The following is a 15,925-nucleotide window of genomic DNA, read 5'->3' on the forward strand; positions in this document are numbered from 1 at the left end:
GAAAAAGCGCATGGATGGATCACCATGCGCTTTTTGCAAATTGCCGACGCACGCGTTGCGCCCTTGCCGGAAATGTGAGCTGTCACGCTCCTAGAGAGACCGCTGCGAAAGCGCATCAAGAAGCGCCGGATCGATCTGGCCTGTGACCTGAAGCCCGGCAATTTCCTGGAAATTGCGGATGGCCGTTCGTGTCCGTGGACCCATTTGCCCATCCGACGGACCAGCATTGTAGCCAAGAGCACCGAGCATCGATTGGGTCTTGGCAATCAGGGCACGGCTGACGACAAAGCCCGATTGCGGATTGTCCGACGCTTTGGACAGATCAGAAGTCTTTGGAGCCGCTATCCTCCATTCTTCCGGGATCTCTGCCAAGGTGTTGGCCGATGGCTTTGCGTGTTTGGGCGACCAGGCTGCAACAAGTGCCTTGGCGGCCTTTTGTTGCGCAGGCTTCAGCACGGCGAGGACCTCATCGCGCTTGGCCTCGGCTCCCTTGTCACCCTGAGCAGCCGCAATCGCAAACCATTTGTAGCTTTGCAGCAGATCCTGTTTGACCCCCATGCCACGTGCGAACAGGATGGCCAGATTATATTGGCTGTCCTTGAGGCCATGATCAGCCGCCATGAGGAACCAGTGAGATGCTTTTGCAAAGTCCGGTTTGCCAAGGCCGCCTTCGGCATAGAGTACGGCCAGATTGTGCATGGATTTCACATTGCCCAGATCTGCTGCACGTTCATACCACAGACGGGCCACTTGCAGGTCCTTTTTCACGCCGTTGCCCTTCTCATAGAGGTTGGCAAGACTATACTGGGCCTGTGGCATGGACTGGTTGGCGGCTCTCTCGAACCATTTTGCCGCTTCTTTGAGGTCGACACTCATGCCATCGCCCACGGTAAGGCGCCGCGCGACTTCAAACTGTGCAAGCGCGTTGCCAGAGCTGGCCGCTTCCAACAGGGGCGAGTTGGTGATGCCCGGCGAGAACATCTTGTTGGTCTCAAGGGCAGCCTCGATGGAAGGCGAGACTGCCGCTGAGCCACCATCTGGCGTCTCATTCAGCACGGGAGGCAGGGGCTGTCTTTGGGACTTGGCAGCGGATGCGGTCGGAGTTGGCAAACCACCCGACGAAATGGAGCTTGTCGGTGTGAGATCAACTCCTTGATCATTCATCTGGGTGCCAACCGACGCTGTTTGCGGCAGAGGGCTACCGGTGCGCGGGGTGCTGAACGGCCCCTCCACACCTGACGGTTTGGTGAAGGCAACCGCCTTGGCGGCTTCATCACCCGAGGCGGGAGCAACAAGTGTTCCGGCAGCAGGTGTCAGACTGGACTGATCGCCAACCGTCGGGGCCTGACCCTTGCCATCATTCGCGCTCGGGTTTGCCGCCGGCAATTTTGACGGGCTGACCGGCTGCGGGTTGATCAGATTTTTCGCAGAGTTGCCCTTGAACAGGCCATGCAGGCTCGATTCGGGATTGTTGATCAACTGCAACGTCGTGATGGCAAGAACAATCGCGGCGGCCGCCATCAGCAAGGGACGACTGTGGCGGGAGAATGTGCTTTTCAGCTTCGCCAGAAGACCTTCCGGCCCTTCACCCTCTTCAATCATCTGAACTGCGGTTTCTTCGACAGAAAGCTCGGGCTCGACCTCGCCGGAAATTTTGTCCCGCTTGTTCATTTTGGCCATGCGGGCCGCTTCGGTGATCGCCGCACGCCGTTCCTTGCGGTTCATCCCTTCAAGATTGGCTCTTGCCGTCTGCTTTTTGGGGGCCGCAGGTTGCTGGGCTTCCGGGCTCTTCTTGCTGCCCTTGAAGCGGGCAAGGAAACCGGTGGCTTCGCCCTGTTCCTTCTCGACCTTTTCGCTTTCCCGGGCTGCCGCCTGGGCGGCGCGTCTGGCCGCAGCGATGAAATCGGCCTTCGATGTGCCAAGATCCTCGCCAGCTTGACGATCAGGGCCATTGCCAGCATCGACAACACGGGCACCGCGTGGCTGTCTGGTTGGTGTCGGCTGAGCCATTTCCTTCAGGGCCGCGTTGCCAACAGACTGAGGCTGAACGGGCGCGGCCATGGCACTCTGGCTCTGGGCCTGAGGTCCCGCAGTCGGGCGATCATTTTCCGCCAGACTAACGGCCTTGCCGGACAGAACGATGCCCGGTTGGCGCCCGTCACCCGACGTCTGGGGTGCTGGCTGCGCCTGTGCCCTTGCGGCCTGCGCCTGAACCGGAGGCGCCTGCCGTCCTGTCGCGCTGTCCTTGCCGCGTCGTTTGAGCATTTGCGCGGCGGTAAGGGGCTTGGTCTGCACTCTTTCCCCTGATGGCTCGGAAGCTTCGGGGCCTTGCGGAATGCGAACCGTCGGGCCACGTTCATCGTCTCGGTTGTCGAGGTCGCGAGAGTGATCTTCATTTTCCCGCACCTGATCTTCCAGCATGCCAAGGCGGTCGACAATGCCATTGAGCATCTTGCTGACGCTGTTCAGGCCCTGCTGGGTGGAGGTGTCACTGCTTTCGGCAAACTGGCGCAAGCCATGCAAATCGTCCTTGAGCCCATCAATGATGGCTTCAATTGCGCCGCCGTCTGATCCGACAGAGATCGGGCCGACCTTTTGCAATGCCTTGAAGGCAGCCTGCTCGGCAATCTCTGTTTCATTGATCGAGCCGCGCAGGGATTTCTGTGCCAGTTCCCTGATGTCGGCACCAAGGCGGTCAACTGCGTCGAAACGGGACTGCGAGTTGGCAAATTGCTGTGTCAGATCATCAAGACGTGATGTCAGCATTTCAAAGAATTGCTGATCGTCCGTAATGCGGCTGGCATCGTCCAGCCGATCAGCCAGATCCGCTATCTTGTGTTCCAGTTGGCCAAGAATATCGGTAGCTTCGCGGGTCTTTTCCGCCGTTGCTATGGCCGGGACGGTGCGCAGCATTTCTTCCTGCGCTTCCATGCGGTCTGCAATGCGACTGAGGCTGAGTTCCAGCGATGAGATATTGGAACTGCCCATCCGGTTTGCCAGCATGTCGTCAATGCGAGCAAGTGTTTGTTCGACCTGATCGAAGCGATGGTCCGTTTTGCTCTCTTGCTGGCTTCTCTGTTCCAGAATATGGCGGTCAAGACTTGATACGCGCTCACTCAGGGCTGAAAGCGCTGCGGACTGATTGCCCTGATCCTGTTGATCCATCAGACCGACCAGGCTTTCCACCTGCCGTGCCAATGCCTCAAGCGGCTTATGGATATCTCCCTGGCCCGAACTGTCCTCAAGCCGGTCGGCAAAATGGGACAGCTGGTCTTCAAGGCGGCGCAGCCGGTCACTCGGGTCCAGCCGTTCCATCATCGCCTGCATTTGGGCGAGACGCTTTTCCAACCCCTGTTGCTGCTCGAGGATGACGGACTGCTCCCCTTCGTGCCGCACATGATCCTCAAGCGAAGCGAGCCGCTCGATCAGCTGGTTCATCTGCCCTGACATGGACGTCAGATGCTGAACCTGTGGCTGGGTCGACAGAATGTCGCGCAAATGGTCAAGCTGTTCGGAGAGCTTGACGAAATCCTTCTTGTGATCACCGACTTTCAGGCCATCGAGTTTGGAAAGAATATGCCCGAAATGCTTGTCGATCGAGGGATCAAGCGCTGGCCTGTCGAGCAGCGACCTGATTTCGGTCATGGTCTCGATCAGATGCGGATCCTGCCGGGTCTCGGAAATGGTTGTGGAGAGCTGTTCGATACGCCCCGAAAGCGCGGCAATCTCGTTCAGAACCTGTTCCGAAGCGCCTTTCATGTTGGCCTGCTCGAGCAGTGATCTCAGAGCGCTGACATCCTCGCGCAGCATGATGAGGCTATCATCCTGGCTTTGCAGCTTGCTCAACTTATCAAGGGCAACCTTGTAATCTTGTGCCGAGCCCAGCGTTTCCCTGGCAGTGCGTGTCACCTCGGACAAAGAGGCCTTGGCTGTGTCCGCGACTTCCTCGTTGATGGTGCGGCTCCGCTCCATGATCTGACGCATCGCACTGTCGAAATCGCCATGAGCCAAAACGCTGGTGCTGCTCACCGTCCGTTGTTGGGACATGGGCGAGCTATCGCGCGATACGGCATCGGTATGGGCAGCATAGCGCGAGCCTTCGCGCGTGTCAGAGCGAGCAGAGCGCCAGTCTGTCTGCTTGCCTGTCTGCTTTTCAAGGGCGGTGTCGACCCGTTGCAGTTGCGCCTCGATCCGTTCAAGGGCATTGCGATAGTTGCCGTCCTTCTTGCGTGCTGTCTCGCTGCGTCGATGGGATGAAGAGCCAGGTTGAGAGCGCGGATGATCGGCAAACCGGCTTTCGTCATCGGCAAATCTGTCGTCTTGCATCATTCCCGACCGGCTTGCCAGTGCATGCAGTTGGCTTTCAATATCCGAAATTGCGTCCAGCAAGGCTGCATTGCTGCCTGAACCATATTGAGAAAGCGGCTGCCCACCTCTTTGATGTTCGCGGTCAGGATTTCTCTGGCTTTCGAAATACTCACCTATTTCGCGATCGGTGCGGAATCTTTCATCAATCATGATACTGGCTCTACTCATTTTGGATCCGACTGCCCCTGACGCAACTGGAGGCACCCAAATACAACCGATAGGACGGTCATTTCCTTATGCACTTTGATAAGTTAGGGTAAAGAACGCGTTAATGGCTCGTGCGTATTGCGAGAAATAGCGAGTATATTAATCAAATGCTCACCATAAATCGGGCAGAGATCGACAGTATTCGCCGAAAGTAACGGACGTTGACAACTTCCAAGGGCGCATTGACAGACCGCGCCGAGGGCCTTTACGAGAACGCCATGCTGAACTGCCAGGCCTTTGCCTGATGCAAGCTCAAGATGGGGAGGAATGCCATGAAGGAAGACAAAGGCACAACTGCATCGTCCGACGAGGGCAAGGATGTCCTGACCGCCTCGACCAACCAGTCTGGCCCTCTTTCTTACACAATCGGCGACCTTGCCAAGGAATTCGGGGTTACCTTGCGCACCTTGCGTTTCTATGAGGACAAGAATCTGCTCAACCCGCGACGCGACGGGCTCAACCGCGTCTATAGCCGCCGCGACCGCGCCCGCCTCAAGCTGGTTCTCATGGGCAAGAAGGTCGGCTTCTCTCTCTCCGAGATCAAGGGCATGCTGGACCTGTATGATCTGAGAGACGGTCAGGTGTCGCAATTGCGCGTTGCCCTTGACCGCTTCAGCAAGCAAATCAGCTTTCTGCAACAACAGCGCGCCGATGTCGATCAGGCCATTGCAGATCTGGAGCGCACGGTCGAAGTGGTTTCCGGCATGCTCAGGGAAAAAGAGAAGAAGGAAGGCTGATCATCGCTCACAGTCTTCTCATTTGCGGGCGCAATCACTCTGCGGCCAGAAAGAGATGGGCAGACCGGATGGGATGCGCCACCGCGTTCCTGTCGGGTCGGGCTGGGGAAAGCACAGAGCGCTCGCTGTTAATCTGATGAAGCAGCACTCATCAGCCAGAAGCCAATCGCCGAAATGGTGGTTGAATCCTTGATCTCTCCCTTGCGGATCATCGCTCTGATTTCATCAAGCGCAAAGGCCTCGGTTTCCATGTCCTGTTCGGTCTCCTCGCGCGCCACCTCGCCCGCGATCAGCTCCGAGGCCAGAAAGATGTGACAGACCTGATTGAGCAGGCCAACGGCGGGAAAGATTTCTCCCAGCTTTTCGATCCGTTTTGCTGCAAAGCCCGTTTCCTCGGCCAATTCGCCACGGGCCAGGGCTTCCGGATCGGCATCCGGTGCGTCTTCCCAGGAGCCTTGAGGCAGTTCCCAGAATCGTCCGCTGATCGGATAGCGATATTGCCTGACCATCTGCACGCGCCCATCCTCATGCAGCGGAATGATGGTGGCGAAATCAACCTTGTCCACGACGCTGTAGATGCCTTCATGCCCACCGGGAAACCGGACCTGGTCTTCACGAAGCCTGATCCAGCGATTTTCATAGACGAGGCGGCTGGAAAGACGGGAAATCTTCTGGGCATGTTTGGGAGTGGTATCAAGTGACATGGAGCCATCCAGTGCAAGAGCGGGAGATGAAGGCTGTCCCTGCAAACAGGGAAAAGACAGGGGCAGTCGACAAGACAGAAACAGAACTAATTGTCTTTCTTATATCGATATCTCCTTAAGAAATTTAGATTAGTCTGCGATGATTAATGCGGGACAGGGTGCGAACGTGTCTCGGGATGGGCAGTCTTGACAGACGGGTTCGTGCCGGTTGAGATTGAGCCAGGCGAGCTTGGCCAGACAGATCTGGGCAAGACCAATGTGGAGCATGGGCTGTTTGTTGCCTCGACACTGGGATGTCGGCATCAAGAGGCTTCGGTAACAAAATGGCAGATGGTATCGTTCAGCAGCTTCAGCATTTGGCAAGGGAAAACGACCCCGAAGCCCGCTCTTTGCTGATCCGCAAGATCACTGCCGAATATGCAAGGCGAACGGGTCTGGCTCCGAGCGAAACCGAACGGGAGCTATTTTCCGCTCTGGTTCTGGATCTCTATTCCCAGATCGATCTGTCCGCCCGCCGCGACATCATCACGCTTCTGGCGAGAACCCGGCACATATCCACCATCCTTGCCGAACGGTTGGCCAATGAGCATGACGATCTTGTTGCCTCGCTGTTCGAATTCTCCCCCATGCTCGGCGACAAGTTGCTGCTGCATTCGGCCCGTGTGCGAAGCGAGGCGGTTCTTCGCGCGATTGCCCGACGCGAAAAGGTCCCCGAAGATCTTGTCGATGCGCTGATGTCCCGCGCCTATAACAGCGTGGTCAGTGAATTGCTGAAAAATCTGGGCAGCGACTTTTCCGCAAATGCGCTGCTGCTATGCTCCATCATCTGCCAGACGTCATTCGAGATTCAATCCCTCATGGCGGCCCGCTGCCTTTCCGATCAGGCCTTTCACGGCCGGATGAAATCCCGCGCCGAACAGGGCTGTCCCTTCATGCCTGAAGAGTTGGCCAAGGCGGCTCGAGAGGGAAGGCTGCCCGAATGGGTCGAGAAATATGAAAGCCAGACCCTTGTCGATGATGGTGAGACGGCAAGCCTGTCACGCGAAGAATTTCTCGTGAAAATCAATCTGGGCGAGATCACCTTCGATCAGCTGCTTCAGGCCCTGATCCGGAAAAAACGCAAGGAAGATATCATCTGGCTGCTCAAGGATGCTCCGGGCCTGTCGCCAAGAGCGATGCAGCATCTGTTGACGAGCCCGGCAAACCGGATCCTTTTTCGGCTCTTGGTGGAAAAGGAGGTTTCGGTCAAGACCTTCACCGCGCTCACCCAATGGAGAGCCCAATCGCTCGGGTTTCCGGATCGCCATGTCAATCGGGAGATCGAGGCCTATCGGCAGTTGATGCATCAGAAGGTCAGGGCACAGCGATCTTCCCTCTAGGTATAGTATTAATACCTATTTAATTTTGCTTAACCATTCATAAACTATCGTAATAACAGTCCAAAGGGTGATTCGAGCCTCTTGGCAGGCATGTAATTGTCTTGTCACGGGAATTCACCTAAAAAATTAACAGGAAAATGGGCAGGCTGGAACAAAAATAAAAGAGATTCCAAGGATATAGGACCGCTTGATGACCGACGCCATGAACCAGCATCTTTCCCGCAAATCGCTTTTGCCTTCCTTCTTCGTTCTGTTGCTTCTGACAGCTCTTGCTGGCCTTTTTCTACCGGGAGCCAAGGCACAGGAAATCAACGCGAGCCTGAATGAGCAATCTGTCGGCGATTTGAACGAAGCGCTTCTGTCAGAGATGGCGCGCATCGTCAACGAACTGGAAATCCAACGTAAACACAATTACATGCTTCAGGGCCAGATCGAGATCCTGATGGATCATGTCGAGCAGCTCGAGATGCACAATGTGGCCCAATCAGCCAAAATCATCGCCTTGCAGCAGGCACACAAATCGGTCCGCGATGCCGTAGAGCAAGCGCAATCGGGCAGCGAGACGCAAAAAGCGGATCAAGCGAACGGACAGAGCTTGCCGGACGTTGCCCCAAAGATCACGTCGGTATCCGTTAAAAAGACATCTTCCCTGCCGCAGTCAGCGCCAGACTTCATGACGCAGACGGAGCCTGGCAAAGCGCCTGAAGCGCTCTCGAGCCCTGTTGTCGCACCAGAGACCGCAAAAGCGGATAAAAGCGCCGTCCCCTCGCTTGCCACCAAGTCGGACATGCCGCCAGAGCTTGAGGCAAAGACCGGGCAACAGCAAGATCCGCAAATGGCCGCCGAGCAGCATGAGGCTACAGGAATTCTCGGGGTTGGCGAAGCGATGATCCGTCGCTTTTTCAGCGTGGTTCGTGAATTCCGCGAAGAATTCCGGGAAAATCGGGCCTGAAAATCGGGTCTGAAAATAGGGCTGGGGCCTTCCAGCAGTCGCTTGCGGATCTCAGCCTCAAGGGTGCCTATCGCGTGTCTCGGGTCTGTTCGAAATGACCCATGATGAGGTCATGATCTGACAGGACCTTGCCCGCCTCGTCAACCGCTGGCAGAATATCTGCACCTCCGGCTGTGAACCCCCGCGCGAAAAACCAGTCCAGTTTCAATTTCGGCTTGGGCCTGTTGGTCAGAAGACTGCGGCGGGTGGTTGAGCCGCTGGCATTGTTCTCCCAGCTGAAACCGTGGCGCTCTGCGGCCTCGAACAGTGGCTCCTTGCGCTCTTCGGCCTCCTCAAGGCTCTTGCCGGTATTGAGGTCCCCTCCGACAATGACCGGAAGATCCGGCGCAAAGGCATCAAGTGCGGCGATCAGACGTTCCATCTGAGAGAGGCGAATAGAGGCGTCATCAAGGCTTTCGAGGTGAACCGAGGCAACGCAGATATCACCATGTTCGGTTTCCAGAATGGCAGCGATGGCACAGCGTCCCCCGATGCGAGGCTGGCTGACGACATTGTTATTGCTCAAATGGCCTTGTGGAGCGAACCAAAGGCCACTGTCATCAAGGCGAATGAGTGCAACCGCCTTGGGCTCGACCCGGCTGAGCAGCGCATTGCCATGAAATCCGCACTCATTATGCTGATCGGCTGAAAGGCGGCGCTCGATATCGTTGCCAAGGCCCATTTCGAAAAACTCGACACCGAACGCATAGCGCATGCCCAGACTGTCAGCCAGAGCCCGTGTGGTGTTGCGCTGGTGGGTGCGCGCCATGCCATTGTCCATCTCGGATACCAACACGACATCGGGACTGTGTGGCCTGATGAGATCGGCGCTTTGCTCGGGATAGAGACAACGCTGCATGTTCCACGCCATCACCGTCATTTTCGAAGCCAGTGGACCCGAAGGGATCAATTCTCCGCCAAGCTCGATGAGGTGCAAGGCTTCGGTCTGGCGCAACAGGGCTTTATGCGCCGATCTGCTGCGCTCCGCATTTGTAATGGCTTGTGACAGATCCGCATCCACCAAAGGCAGGCTGGCGCAGGTCGCTGTTTCAAACAATTTCATGGTGAAGACCTCGACCCATCTCTCTACGGTCACAAACCAAATGACAAAAACCAAATGACAAAGCCCGGCACAGAAGCGTCGTGGCAATCAGCATGGTACTGAAGGCACAAAGGCTTTTGTCCGACGGCACATCCCGGTACCGCAAAGGCAGCGGCGACGCGCCAAGATTACTGAACCATGACGCTCGCTCGTCCCGGTTCCTGACAGTGCCGCCAATCTATTCACCAATTATTACGAATAGATGTCTTCGCTTCGGCTCTTTGTCAGAAGCTGATATGTCAAACAGGTTGCATCAAACCGCTCCGGGCAGGCATCAGGGCCGGAGCGATGGCAATGCTGGTGTATCAGTCCTGTTTCACGCGCCAGGCTTCTGATTCACGCTGCACTCATGACAGATCCGTCAATTTCCCCAATTGCATAGCGGCTGTCCGATTTTGGGACAGAATTGTCTGATAAAATGGATGAATTTGCGGATATATGCCCGCAATGTCTTGCCAACAGCTATACAACCGACCATAGTTTAAACCTGAGTAGCCGCGAAATCTGTCGGCAACCATGTCGGGTAATTTCTGGCATTGCGTTGATAAATCGACATTTTGAGAAACGGTTCGGGGTGTGGGAGTCCGTTGATTGGGAGACGAATCATTGTATTCGGGTCTTCCGAAAAGCTTTCGGAATTTCACAAGGCACCTCGATATCTTGCTCGGATCACGCCGTCTTTCGCAGTTGAAAGATGGATGTGTGTTATGGGGTTGCGCAATATAAATCGCAATGAGCAATTTATGCGCGTGGACAATGCAAAAGGCTGTGCTGGGGTTGACCAAAGAGGTCTTTTGAGAATACGCAAATGGAAGGGGCAGGGCTCTACGCTCACTGAGTTTTGCAACCTTTGTCATTCAGTCGCTGGGAGGACCGAAAGTGCAACAGGCGTCTCTGAACATAATTATCGCGGATGATCATCCACTCTTCCGTGGGGCGTTGCGTCAGACACTGGAAACGATTTTCGATCAGATAGCTATCCATGAAGCGGGCAATCTGGAAGAGGTTGGCCAGAAGCTTGAAGTCATGGAAGATATGGATCTTGTCTTGCTGGATTTGTCCATGCCTGGTGTGCGTGGCTTCTCGGGTCTGTTATATCTGCGTGCGCAATATCCGGCCATCCCTGTGGTGATCGTGTCCGCCAGCGAGGATGTTCCGACGATCCGCCGCTGCATGGAATTCGGCGCATCGGGCTTCATTCCAAAGTCCCTGCCCATCGACGATATCGCTCAGGGCATCCGCGCCGTGTTGAACGGTGAAACCTGGGTGCCTGAAAGCATTGATCTCAGCGCTCCATACAGCGACGAGATCACGGATCTTGTCGAGCGCCTGAACACTCTGACGCCTCAGCAGGTCCGGGTCTTGATGATGCTTTCCGAAGGCCTTCTGAACAAGCAGATCGCCTATGAGCTTTCCGTCTCCGAAGCCACCGTCAAGGCGCACGTCTCGGCGATCCTGCAAAAGCTCAATGTCGACAGCCGCACACAGGCCGTGATTGCCGCCGCCAAGATCGAAGCCGGTCAGTGGCAGGCCATCGGCGCCAAAAGCTGATCGTCATAACGGCGAGCCTGCCGCTGGCGCAGAAACCAGCCCGGCAGGCATCGCCTCGAAAGCTCGATAACCCGCGACCGGTCCGGTTCGCGGGTTTTGTCTGTGGGACGGGAGGATGGTAATGCCAAGGCTGGTGTTATTTGCGCTTTTTCTTGTTGGGTTTAGCTTCCAATCATTTGCTGATAGATCAATCTTGTCAGGCGGAAACTTGTATGGGCTTTGTGATGATGAACGACCAGAAAGTCAGGCAATGTGCAATCAAGTCATTGCGTCGGTATATGACGGAGCGATAATCGCGGCCTCAATTATTGCAATTAAGAGTGGTCGAGATCAAAGTGATTTCGAAGCATTTAGGTATTCCGTTCGAAAAGATATAGGAATTTGCCTTCCCGCCGATGCAACTGACTTCACTTTGACCCATCCTGTTTTAGAATTTTTAGACAAGATTCAAACAAACATGGAAAGTCCTGCCCAAATTACTATTCTAATTGCTCTGCAAGAAGCCTATCCATGCAAAAAGTAAATGGTAATTATCGACATGGGAATGCCTCTCGCAGAGCTGCGTAAATCAGAACTTTAGCACTGGTATGTCTTAATTCAGGATGGGAAAACAGGTATTTGACGACGATATCTTTATACTGTTCATATGTGGCCCCATTCTCGGGGCCGCATATCCCAATTAGTTGAGCTGCAATAGCATTTAATTGTGCGGTTGTTGAACTGTTATTATCAGCTTGCATTAAAACTAGTATTGCACCAGTGAAAAGGCCGTCTACATTGCCAGCAACAAAATAATTGCAGGTCAATTGTGAATCTGTGTCTTTAAATTGGCATATGCTTAAGAGCTGATTACCAGTAACACCCTCGGTTCGTGCGGGGAGCGTTAAACCGGTCCAAAGAACCACCGCGAGCAAAAAGTGTTTCAATAGATTCCCCATAAGTGTTTTTAAGGAAGTGCACTCTCTATTTTCAATTATAAATAATGATTATTTTGTTTGCAATCATCGCGTTAATTTGCCGACTATAGGTTCAGGGGGAGTGAAACCTATTTCCCGCCCCGCTTGCGGATTGCGGTCATGTTCCAGGTGTTGAGCAGCGCCCGCAATTGGGCGGGTTTGACCGGCTTGTTGAGGATCGCCATGGCTTTGGCCTTGGCTTCGTCCCGCACTTCGGTTGTCCGGTCCGCTGTGATCAGGCTTGCCGCGATGTCCTGCCCGAACCGGTTGCGAAGATGCTCGCAAGCCTCGGTGCCGAGCATTTCGTCAAGATGATAATCCAACAGCATGCCATCGGGGGACTTGCCGCAAGCTTCCAGCACCTTTTCGGCTTCTTCCAGCGAAGCCGCAGTCGAGACCTCACAGCCCCATCCCTCCAGCATGACCCGCATGCCATCAAGAATGAGAGGTTCATTGTCAACGCACAGCACGCACAGATCGCTGAGCGGCTGATTTGCCATGGATGGCGGTGTCTCGGCCCGGTTCGCACTGTGGAGCAGGCGGAAGGCGGGAAGTTTCACCGCAAAGGCAGAGCCCTCGCCGGGCGCAGACATGAGCCGGATAGGATGGTCAAGGACCTTGGAAATCCGATCGACGATGGACAGGCCCAAACCGAGCCCGCTGGCGATCCGCGCCCCTTCATCCAGCCTCTGGAACTCAAGAAAGATCTGTTCGCGCTGCTCTTCCGGGATGCCTACCCCGGTATCATGTACCTGAACCTCGATGGCCCCTTCGAAGCGCCGGCATCCGACGAGCACGCGGCCTTGTGGTGTATATTTGATCGCGTTGGAAATAAGATTCTGCAACAGACGACGAAGCAGATGCCTGTCAGAGCGCACGTGCAAACCGCAATGGACAATGCGCAGCTCCAGCCCCTTTTCCTTTGCCATCGGTTCGAAATCGATCCGCATCCGGTCGAGCATTTCGTCAATCGGGAAGGCCGAGAGCTGAGGTTTCATGGCACCGGAATCGAGCCGAGCGATGTCAAGCAGGGCGGCCAGTATGTCTTCAACCGCTTCAAGCGAGCTGTCGATATTGTTCGCCATCACCGCGCTTTCTGCAAGGCCGGTATTCTCCTCGTCCACCTTGGTAAGGGCCTCGAGCCGGTTGACCAGCGCGGTGGTGTAAAGGCGAGCGGCATTCATCGGCTGCATGATGTCATGCCCGGCAGCAGCCAGAAAGCGGGTCTTGGAAATGCTGGCTTCCTCGGCTTCCAGCTTGGCGCTTCTGAGCGCATCATTCAGATGCATCAACTCGCGCGTCCTGTCCTTGACGCGACGCTCAAGGGACTCGTTGGCTGTCTCCAGCGCCCGTTCGGCCCGAACCCGTTCGGACACGTCCGTGAAGGTGATAACAATCCCTCCGTCGGGCATTGAGTTGGCCCGGATGTCGAGTGTCAGATCACTGCCTGTCATGCTTTCCTGATAGGGGGCCTGCTGCACCACAATCAGATCCATACGATGGTTGACCAACTGCTCAACCGAGCCTTCACCCAGATCGCCGCGCTCTGCGATATGATGCAGAATGGAGGACAGCGGCGTGCCGACCTGTCCGAAATCGGCAGGCAATCGTAACAGATCGCGGAAGGGCCGGTTCCAGAGCGTCAGCCGCAAATCGGTATCGAACACGGCGATGCCCTGCCGCACATGATTGAGCGCGGTCTGCAACAGGTCGCGGTTATAGTGCAGCGCCTCGGAGGCGTCATCAAGCAGCTTCATCGTGCCCTTGGGCGAGCTTTCCTGACGTTTCAGCAACAGGCTCATCAGCAGGCGAGAGGAGGCCGCCCCAATCGCGCTGGCAAGCAGTTGCTCGGCAAACCGCATGAATTGCGGATCAACCTCCATATTGCGTTCATAGGCAATTTCCCGCTCTTGAGCGTGAGCCCGGAAACTGCGCTGGGTGCGCTCGGCACCCAGATAGCGGGCCACCATGTCCTCAAGATCCCCGACCGAGAGCATGGAGCGCCAAAGCCGCAGGGAAGGGGACGGGCGCAATTCGTCCGGGACGAAAAGATCGGCCTGTAACCGCTCGATATGCTCTGGCTTGCGCGAGACGGATCCGGCGAGATAGGCGACGATATTGAACAGGATGCTCCAGAAGATACCATGAAGGAGTGGCGGCAGATCGGTGCCCAGAAGCGCTTGCGGTTTGAACAGTGATATCCCGAAGGGGCCATGAAGCATGAAGTCGATCGGGAACAGCCCCGATTGTGCAAACATCGGCAACAGCAATGTATAGGCCCAGACCACGAAGCCGGTCAGAAGGCCCGCAATCGCCCCTCGCGCATTGGCCCGCTTCCAGATCAGTCCGCCAATGAGGGCAGGCAGAAACTGCGCCATTGCCACAAAGGCGATGAGTCCGATTTGCGCCAGCGAGCTGTTATTGACCGCCAGACGATAGAAGCCATAGGCCAGCGTGAAGAGAACCAGAATGGCAATCCGGCGCACATTGAGCACCAGCAACCCCATGCCGGGCGTGTTGATTGCATTGTCCGCGTGACGCCTGAGGATGAGCGGCAGGATGAGGTCATTCGAAATCATGATGGCGAGCGCAACCGAGGACACGATCACCATTGCCGTTGCAGCGGAAAGCCCCCCCAGAAACGCGATCAGCGTGATCGCATCGGCATCGATTGCCATGGGCAGGCTCAGCACATAACTGTCCGGATCGACCGACGGGTCCAGCATGATCTGGCCTGCCAGCGTGATGGGAATGACAAACAGATTGATCAGGACCAGATAGAGCGGAAACATCCAGCGCGCCCGCTTGAGCGAAACCTCCGAGGTATTCTCCACCACCGCGACATGGAACTGTCGGGGCAAAAGCAACACCGCATTGGCCGAGAGGATCGTGAGAACAATCCAGTTGATCGCATCCGGTCCGTTATCAAGTCCGTGAATGGAGAGCCCGGCCGCATCCGCTTTTGCGAACAGATCGAACGGACCATCGAATATCCAGAAGGTGACAAATAGCCCGACCGCCAGAAAGGCGATCAGCTTGATCACGCTTTCGGCCGCGACGGCCAGAATGAGACCGCCCTGATGCTCGGTCGCGTCCGCATGGCGCGTGCCGAACAGAATGGCGAAAATCGCCATGGCGAGCGTCACGAAAAAGGCAATATCGGCAAGCACCGGCACGTCACCGCTTGGAAAGGCGATATGCATATGGTCCATCAGCGTGGCGACCGAGGTGGCCACCGCTTTGAGCTGGAGGGCGATATAGGGCATGGTGCCAACAACCGCGATGAGGGTTGCGACCGCGGCCACTTGCTGGTTTTTGCCATAGCGCGCGCCAAGAAAGTCGGCAATCGAGGTGATGCGTTCGGTTTTGGACAGCTGAATGATCCGCCAGATCAATGGCGTACCGAACGTGAAAACGATCACCGGCCCGATATAGATGGTCAGGAAATCAAGCCCGCTGGACTTGGCCATGCCGACCGAACCGAAGAAAGTCCAGCTGGTGCAATAGACCGCCAGAGAAAGGGCGTAAAGGCTGGGGTGGCGCTGATCCGCCGACTTGTTTCTTGCCCGATGATCGCCAAAGGAAGCGATGGCAAACAGAAGCCCGATATAAAGAAGGGTTGTAAGAACAACCATCCAGCCTTGAAGCATGAAGCCTGATCCTTGTTAGTCGTCGGCGAAAGTGTACACAAGAAAAATCAAAGGCACCAGATTCTCCTGAACCCGCATTCAAATGTTAGACCAAATTTTCGCTGTCCGCTTGTTGAAATGCGAACAATCAACATGGAGGCAAACCCGAGCTTTTGGCCAACCTTCATCGGAACTACTGTCAATTTATCCAATGAATAGCGCAGATTGCTCTCGTTTCGAATGTAAAAATGCCGAAAACGATGTGTAAAGATCATCATTTGCTTTGGCGATGGACCAATGA

Annotated in this window: 10 protein-coding genes; 5 read left to right on the forward strand and 5 right to left on the reverse strand. The window is 55.6% G+C overall.

What is annotated here, in order from left to right:
* Positions 1–90 precede the first annotated feature (90 nt).
* A complete protein-coding gene (locus tag ACHZB8_RS04755) occupies positions 91–4,518 on the reverse strand; it encodes a peptidoglycan-binding protein (protein WP_316859008.1) in 4,428 nt (1,475 codons plus the stop codon).
* A gap of 329 nt (positions 4,519–4,847) precedes the next feature.
* On the opposite strand from ACHZB8_RS04755, the gene ACHZB8_RS04760 reads away from it, so the two are divergent.
* On the forward strand, positions 4,848–5,312 hold the full coding sequence (locus tag ACHZB8_RS04760; RefSeq protein ID WP_316859009.1) for a MerR family DNA-binding transcriptional regulator: 465 nt from the start codon (positions 4,848–4,850) through the stop codon (positions 5,310–5,312).
* 128 nt (positions 5,313–5,440) lie between these two features.
* Here the strand turns inward: ACHZB8_RS04760 and ACHZB8_RS04765 are convergent, their stop codons facing one another.
* On the reverse strand, positions 5,441–6,016 hold the full coding sequence (locus ACHZB8_RS04765) for an NUDIX hydrolase (RefSeq protein ID WP_316859011.1): 576 nt from the start codon (positions 6,014–6,016) through the stop codon (positions 5,441–5,443).
* A gap of 323 nt (positions 6,017–6,339) precedes the next feature.
* Here ACHZB8_RS04765 and ACHZB8_RS04770 point away from each other — a divergent pair, with 323 nt between their 5' ends.
* Together ACHZB8_RS04770 and ACHZB8_RS04775 are read left to right on the forward strand one after the other, a co-directional pair.
* Complete coding sequence (locus ACHZB8_RS04770) at positions 6,340–7,395, forward strand: DUF2336 domain-containing protein (RefSeq protein ID WP_316859013.1); 1,056 nt, start codon at positions 6,340–6,342, stop codon at positions 7,393–7,395.
* Positions 7,396–7,585: 190 nt separating this feature from the next.
* Positions 7,586–8,347, forward strand: a complete 762-nt coding sequence (locus tag ACHZB8_RS04775; protein ID WP_316859014.1) for a hypothetical protein — start codon at positions 7,586–7,588, stop codon at positions 8,345–8,347.
* 67 nt (positions 8,348–8,414) lie between these two features.
* Here ACHZB8_RS04775 and ACHZB8_RS04780 read toward each other — a convergent pair whose 3' ends face one another.
* Complete coding sequence (locus ACHZB8_RS04780; protein ID WP_316859015.1) at positions 8,415–9,449, reverse strand: endonuclease/exonuclease/phosphatase family protein; 1,035 nt, start codon at positions 9,447–9,449, stop codon at positions 8,415–8,417.
* Positions 9,450–10,367: 918 nt separating this feature from the next.
* On the opposite strand from ACHZB8_RS04780, the gene ACHZB8_RS04785 reads away from it, so the two are divergent.
* Together ACHZB8_RS04785 and ACHZB8_RS04790 are read left to right on the forward strand one after the other, a co-directional pair.
* Positions 10,368–11,039, forward strand: coding sequence for a response regulator transcription factor (locus ACHZB8_RS04785; RefSeq protein ID WP_316859017.1), 672 nt, complete (start codon positions 10,368–10,370; stop codon positions 11,037–11,039).
* A gap of 121 nt (positions 11,040–11,160) precedes the next feature.
* Positions 11,161–11,562: a Rap1a/Tai family immunity protein gene (locus tag ACHZB8_RS04790; protein ID WP_316859018.1), complete on the forward strand. Its 402-nt coding sequence runs from the start codon at positions 11,161–11,163 to the stop codon at positions 11,560–11,562.
* Between the two features lie 7 nt (positions 11,563–11,569).
* On the opposite strand, the gene ACHZB8_RS04795 is transcribed toward ACHZB8_RS04790, so the two are convergent.
* The gene (locus ACHZB8_RS04795; protein ID WP_394706093.1) at positions 11,570–11,977 is read right to left on the reverse strand and encodes a Rap1a/Tai family immunity protein; all 408 of its coding nucleotides are present in this window, start codon (positions 11,975–11,977) and stop codon (positions 11,570–11,572) included.
* A 107-nt stretch (positions 11,978–12,084) separates the two neighbouring features.
* Entirely contained in the window at positions 12,085–15,645 is a 3,561-nt protein-coding gene (locus ACHZB8_RS04800; RefSeq protein ID WP_316859020.1) for a PAS domain-containing hybrid sensor histidine kinase/response regulator, read from the reverse strand.
* Positions 15,646–15,925: the final 280 nt, after the last annotated feature.

This window comes from uncultured Cohaesibacter sp. (assembly GCF_963556055.3).
Classification (GTDB): Bacteria; Pseudomonadota; Alphaproteobacteria; order Rhizobiales; family Cohaesibacteraceae; genus Cohaesibacter.

Excerpts from the sequence above, each read along its gene's own strand:
- ACHZB8_RS04760 (WP_316859009.1), top strand. The coding sequence starts at position 4,848 with ATGAAGGAAGACAAAGGCACAACTGCATCGTCCGACGAGGGCAAGGAT.
- ACHZB8_RS04765 (WP_316859011.1), bottom strand. The coding sequence starts at position 6,016 with ATGTCACTTGATACCACTCCCAAACATGCCCAGAAGATTTCCCGTCTT.
- ACHZB8_RS04770 (WP_316859013.1), top strand. The coding sequence starts at position 6,340 with ATGGCAGATGGTATCGTTCAGCAGCTTCAGCATTTGGCAAGGGAAAAC.
- ACHZB8_RS04790 (WP_316859018.1), top strand. The coding sequence starts at position 11,161 with ATGCCAAGGCTGGTGTTATTTGCGCTTTTTCTTGTTGGGTTTAGCTTC.
- ACHZB8_RS04755 (WP_316859008.1), bottom strand. The coding sequence starts at position 4,518 with ATGATTGATGAAAGATTCCGCACCGATCGCGAAATAGGTGAGTATTTC.
- ACHZB8_RS04780 (WP_316859015.1), bottom strand. The coding sequence starts at position 9,449 with ATGAAATTGTTTGAAACAGCGACCTGCGCCAGCCTGCCTTTGGTGGAT.
- ACHZB8_RS04775 (WP_316859014.1), top strand. The coding sequence starts at position 7,586 with ATGACCGACGCCATGAACCAGCATCTTTCCCGCAAATCGCTTTTGCCT.
- ACHZB8_RS04795 (WP_394706093.1), bottom strand. The coding sequence starts at position 11,977 with ATGGGGAATCTATTGAAACACTTTTTGCTCGCGGTGGTTCTTTGGACC.
- ACHZB8_RS04800 (WP_316859020.1), bottom strand. The coding sequence starts at position 15,645 with ATGCTTCAAGGCTGGATGGTTGTTCTTACAACCCTTCTTTATATCGGG.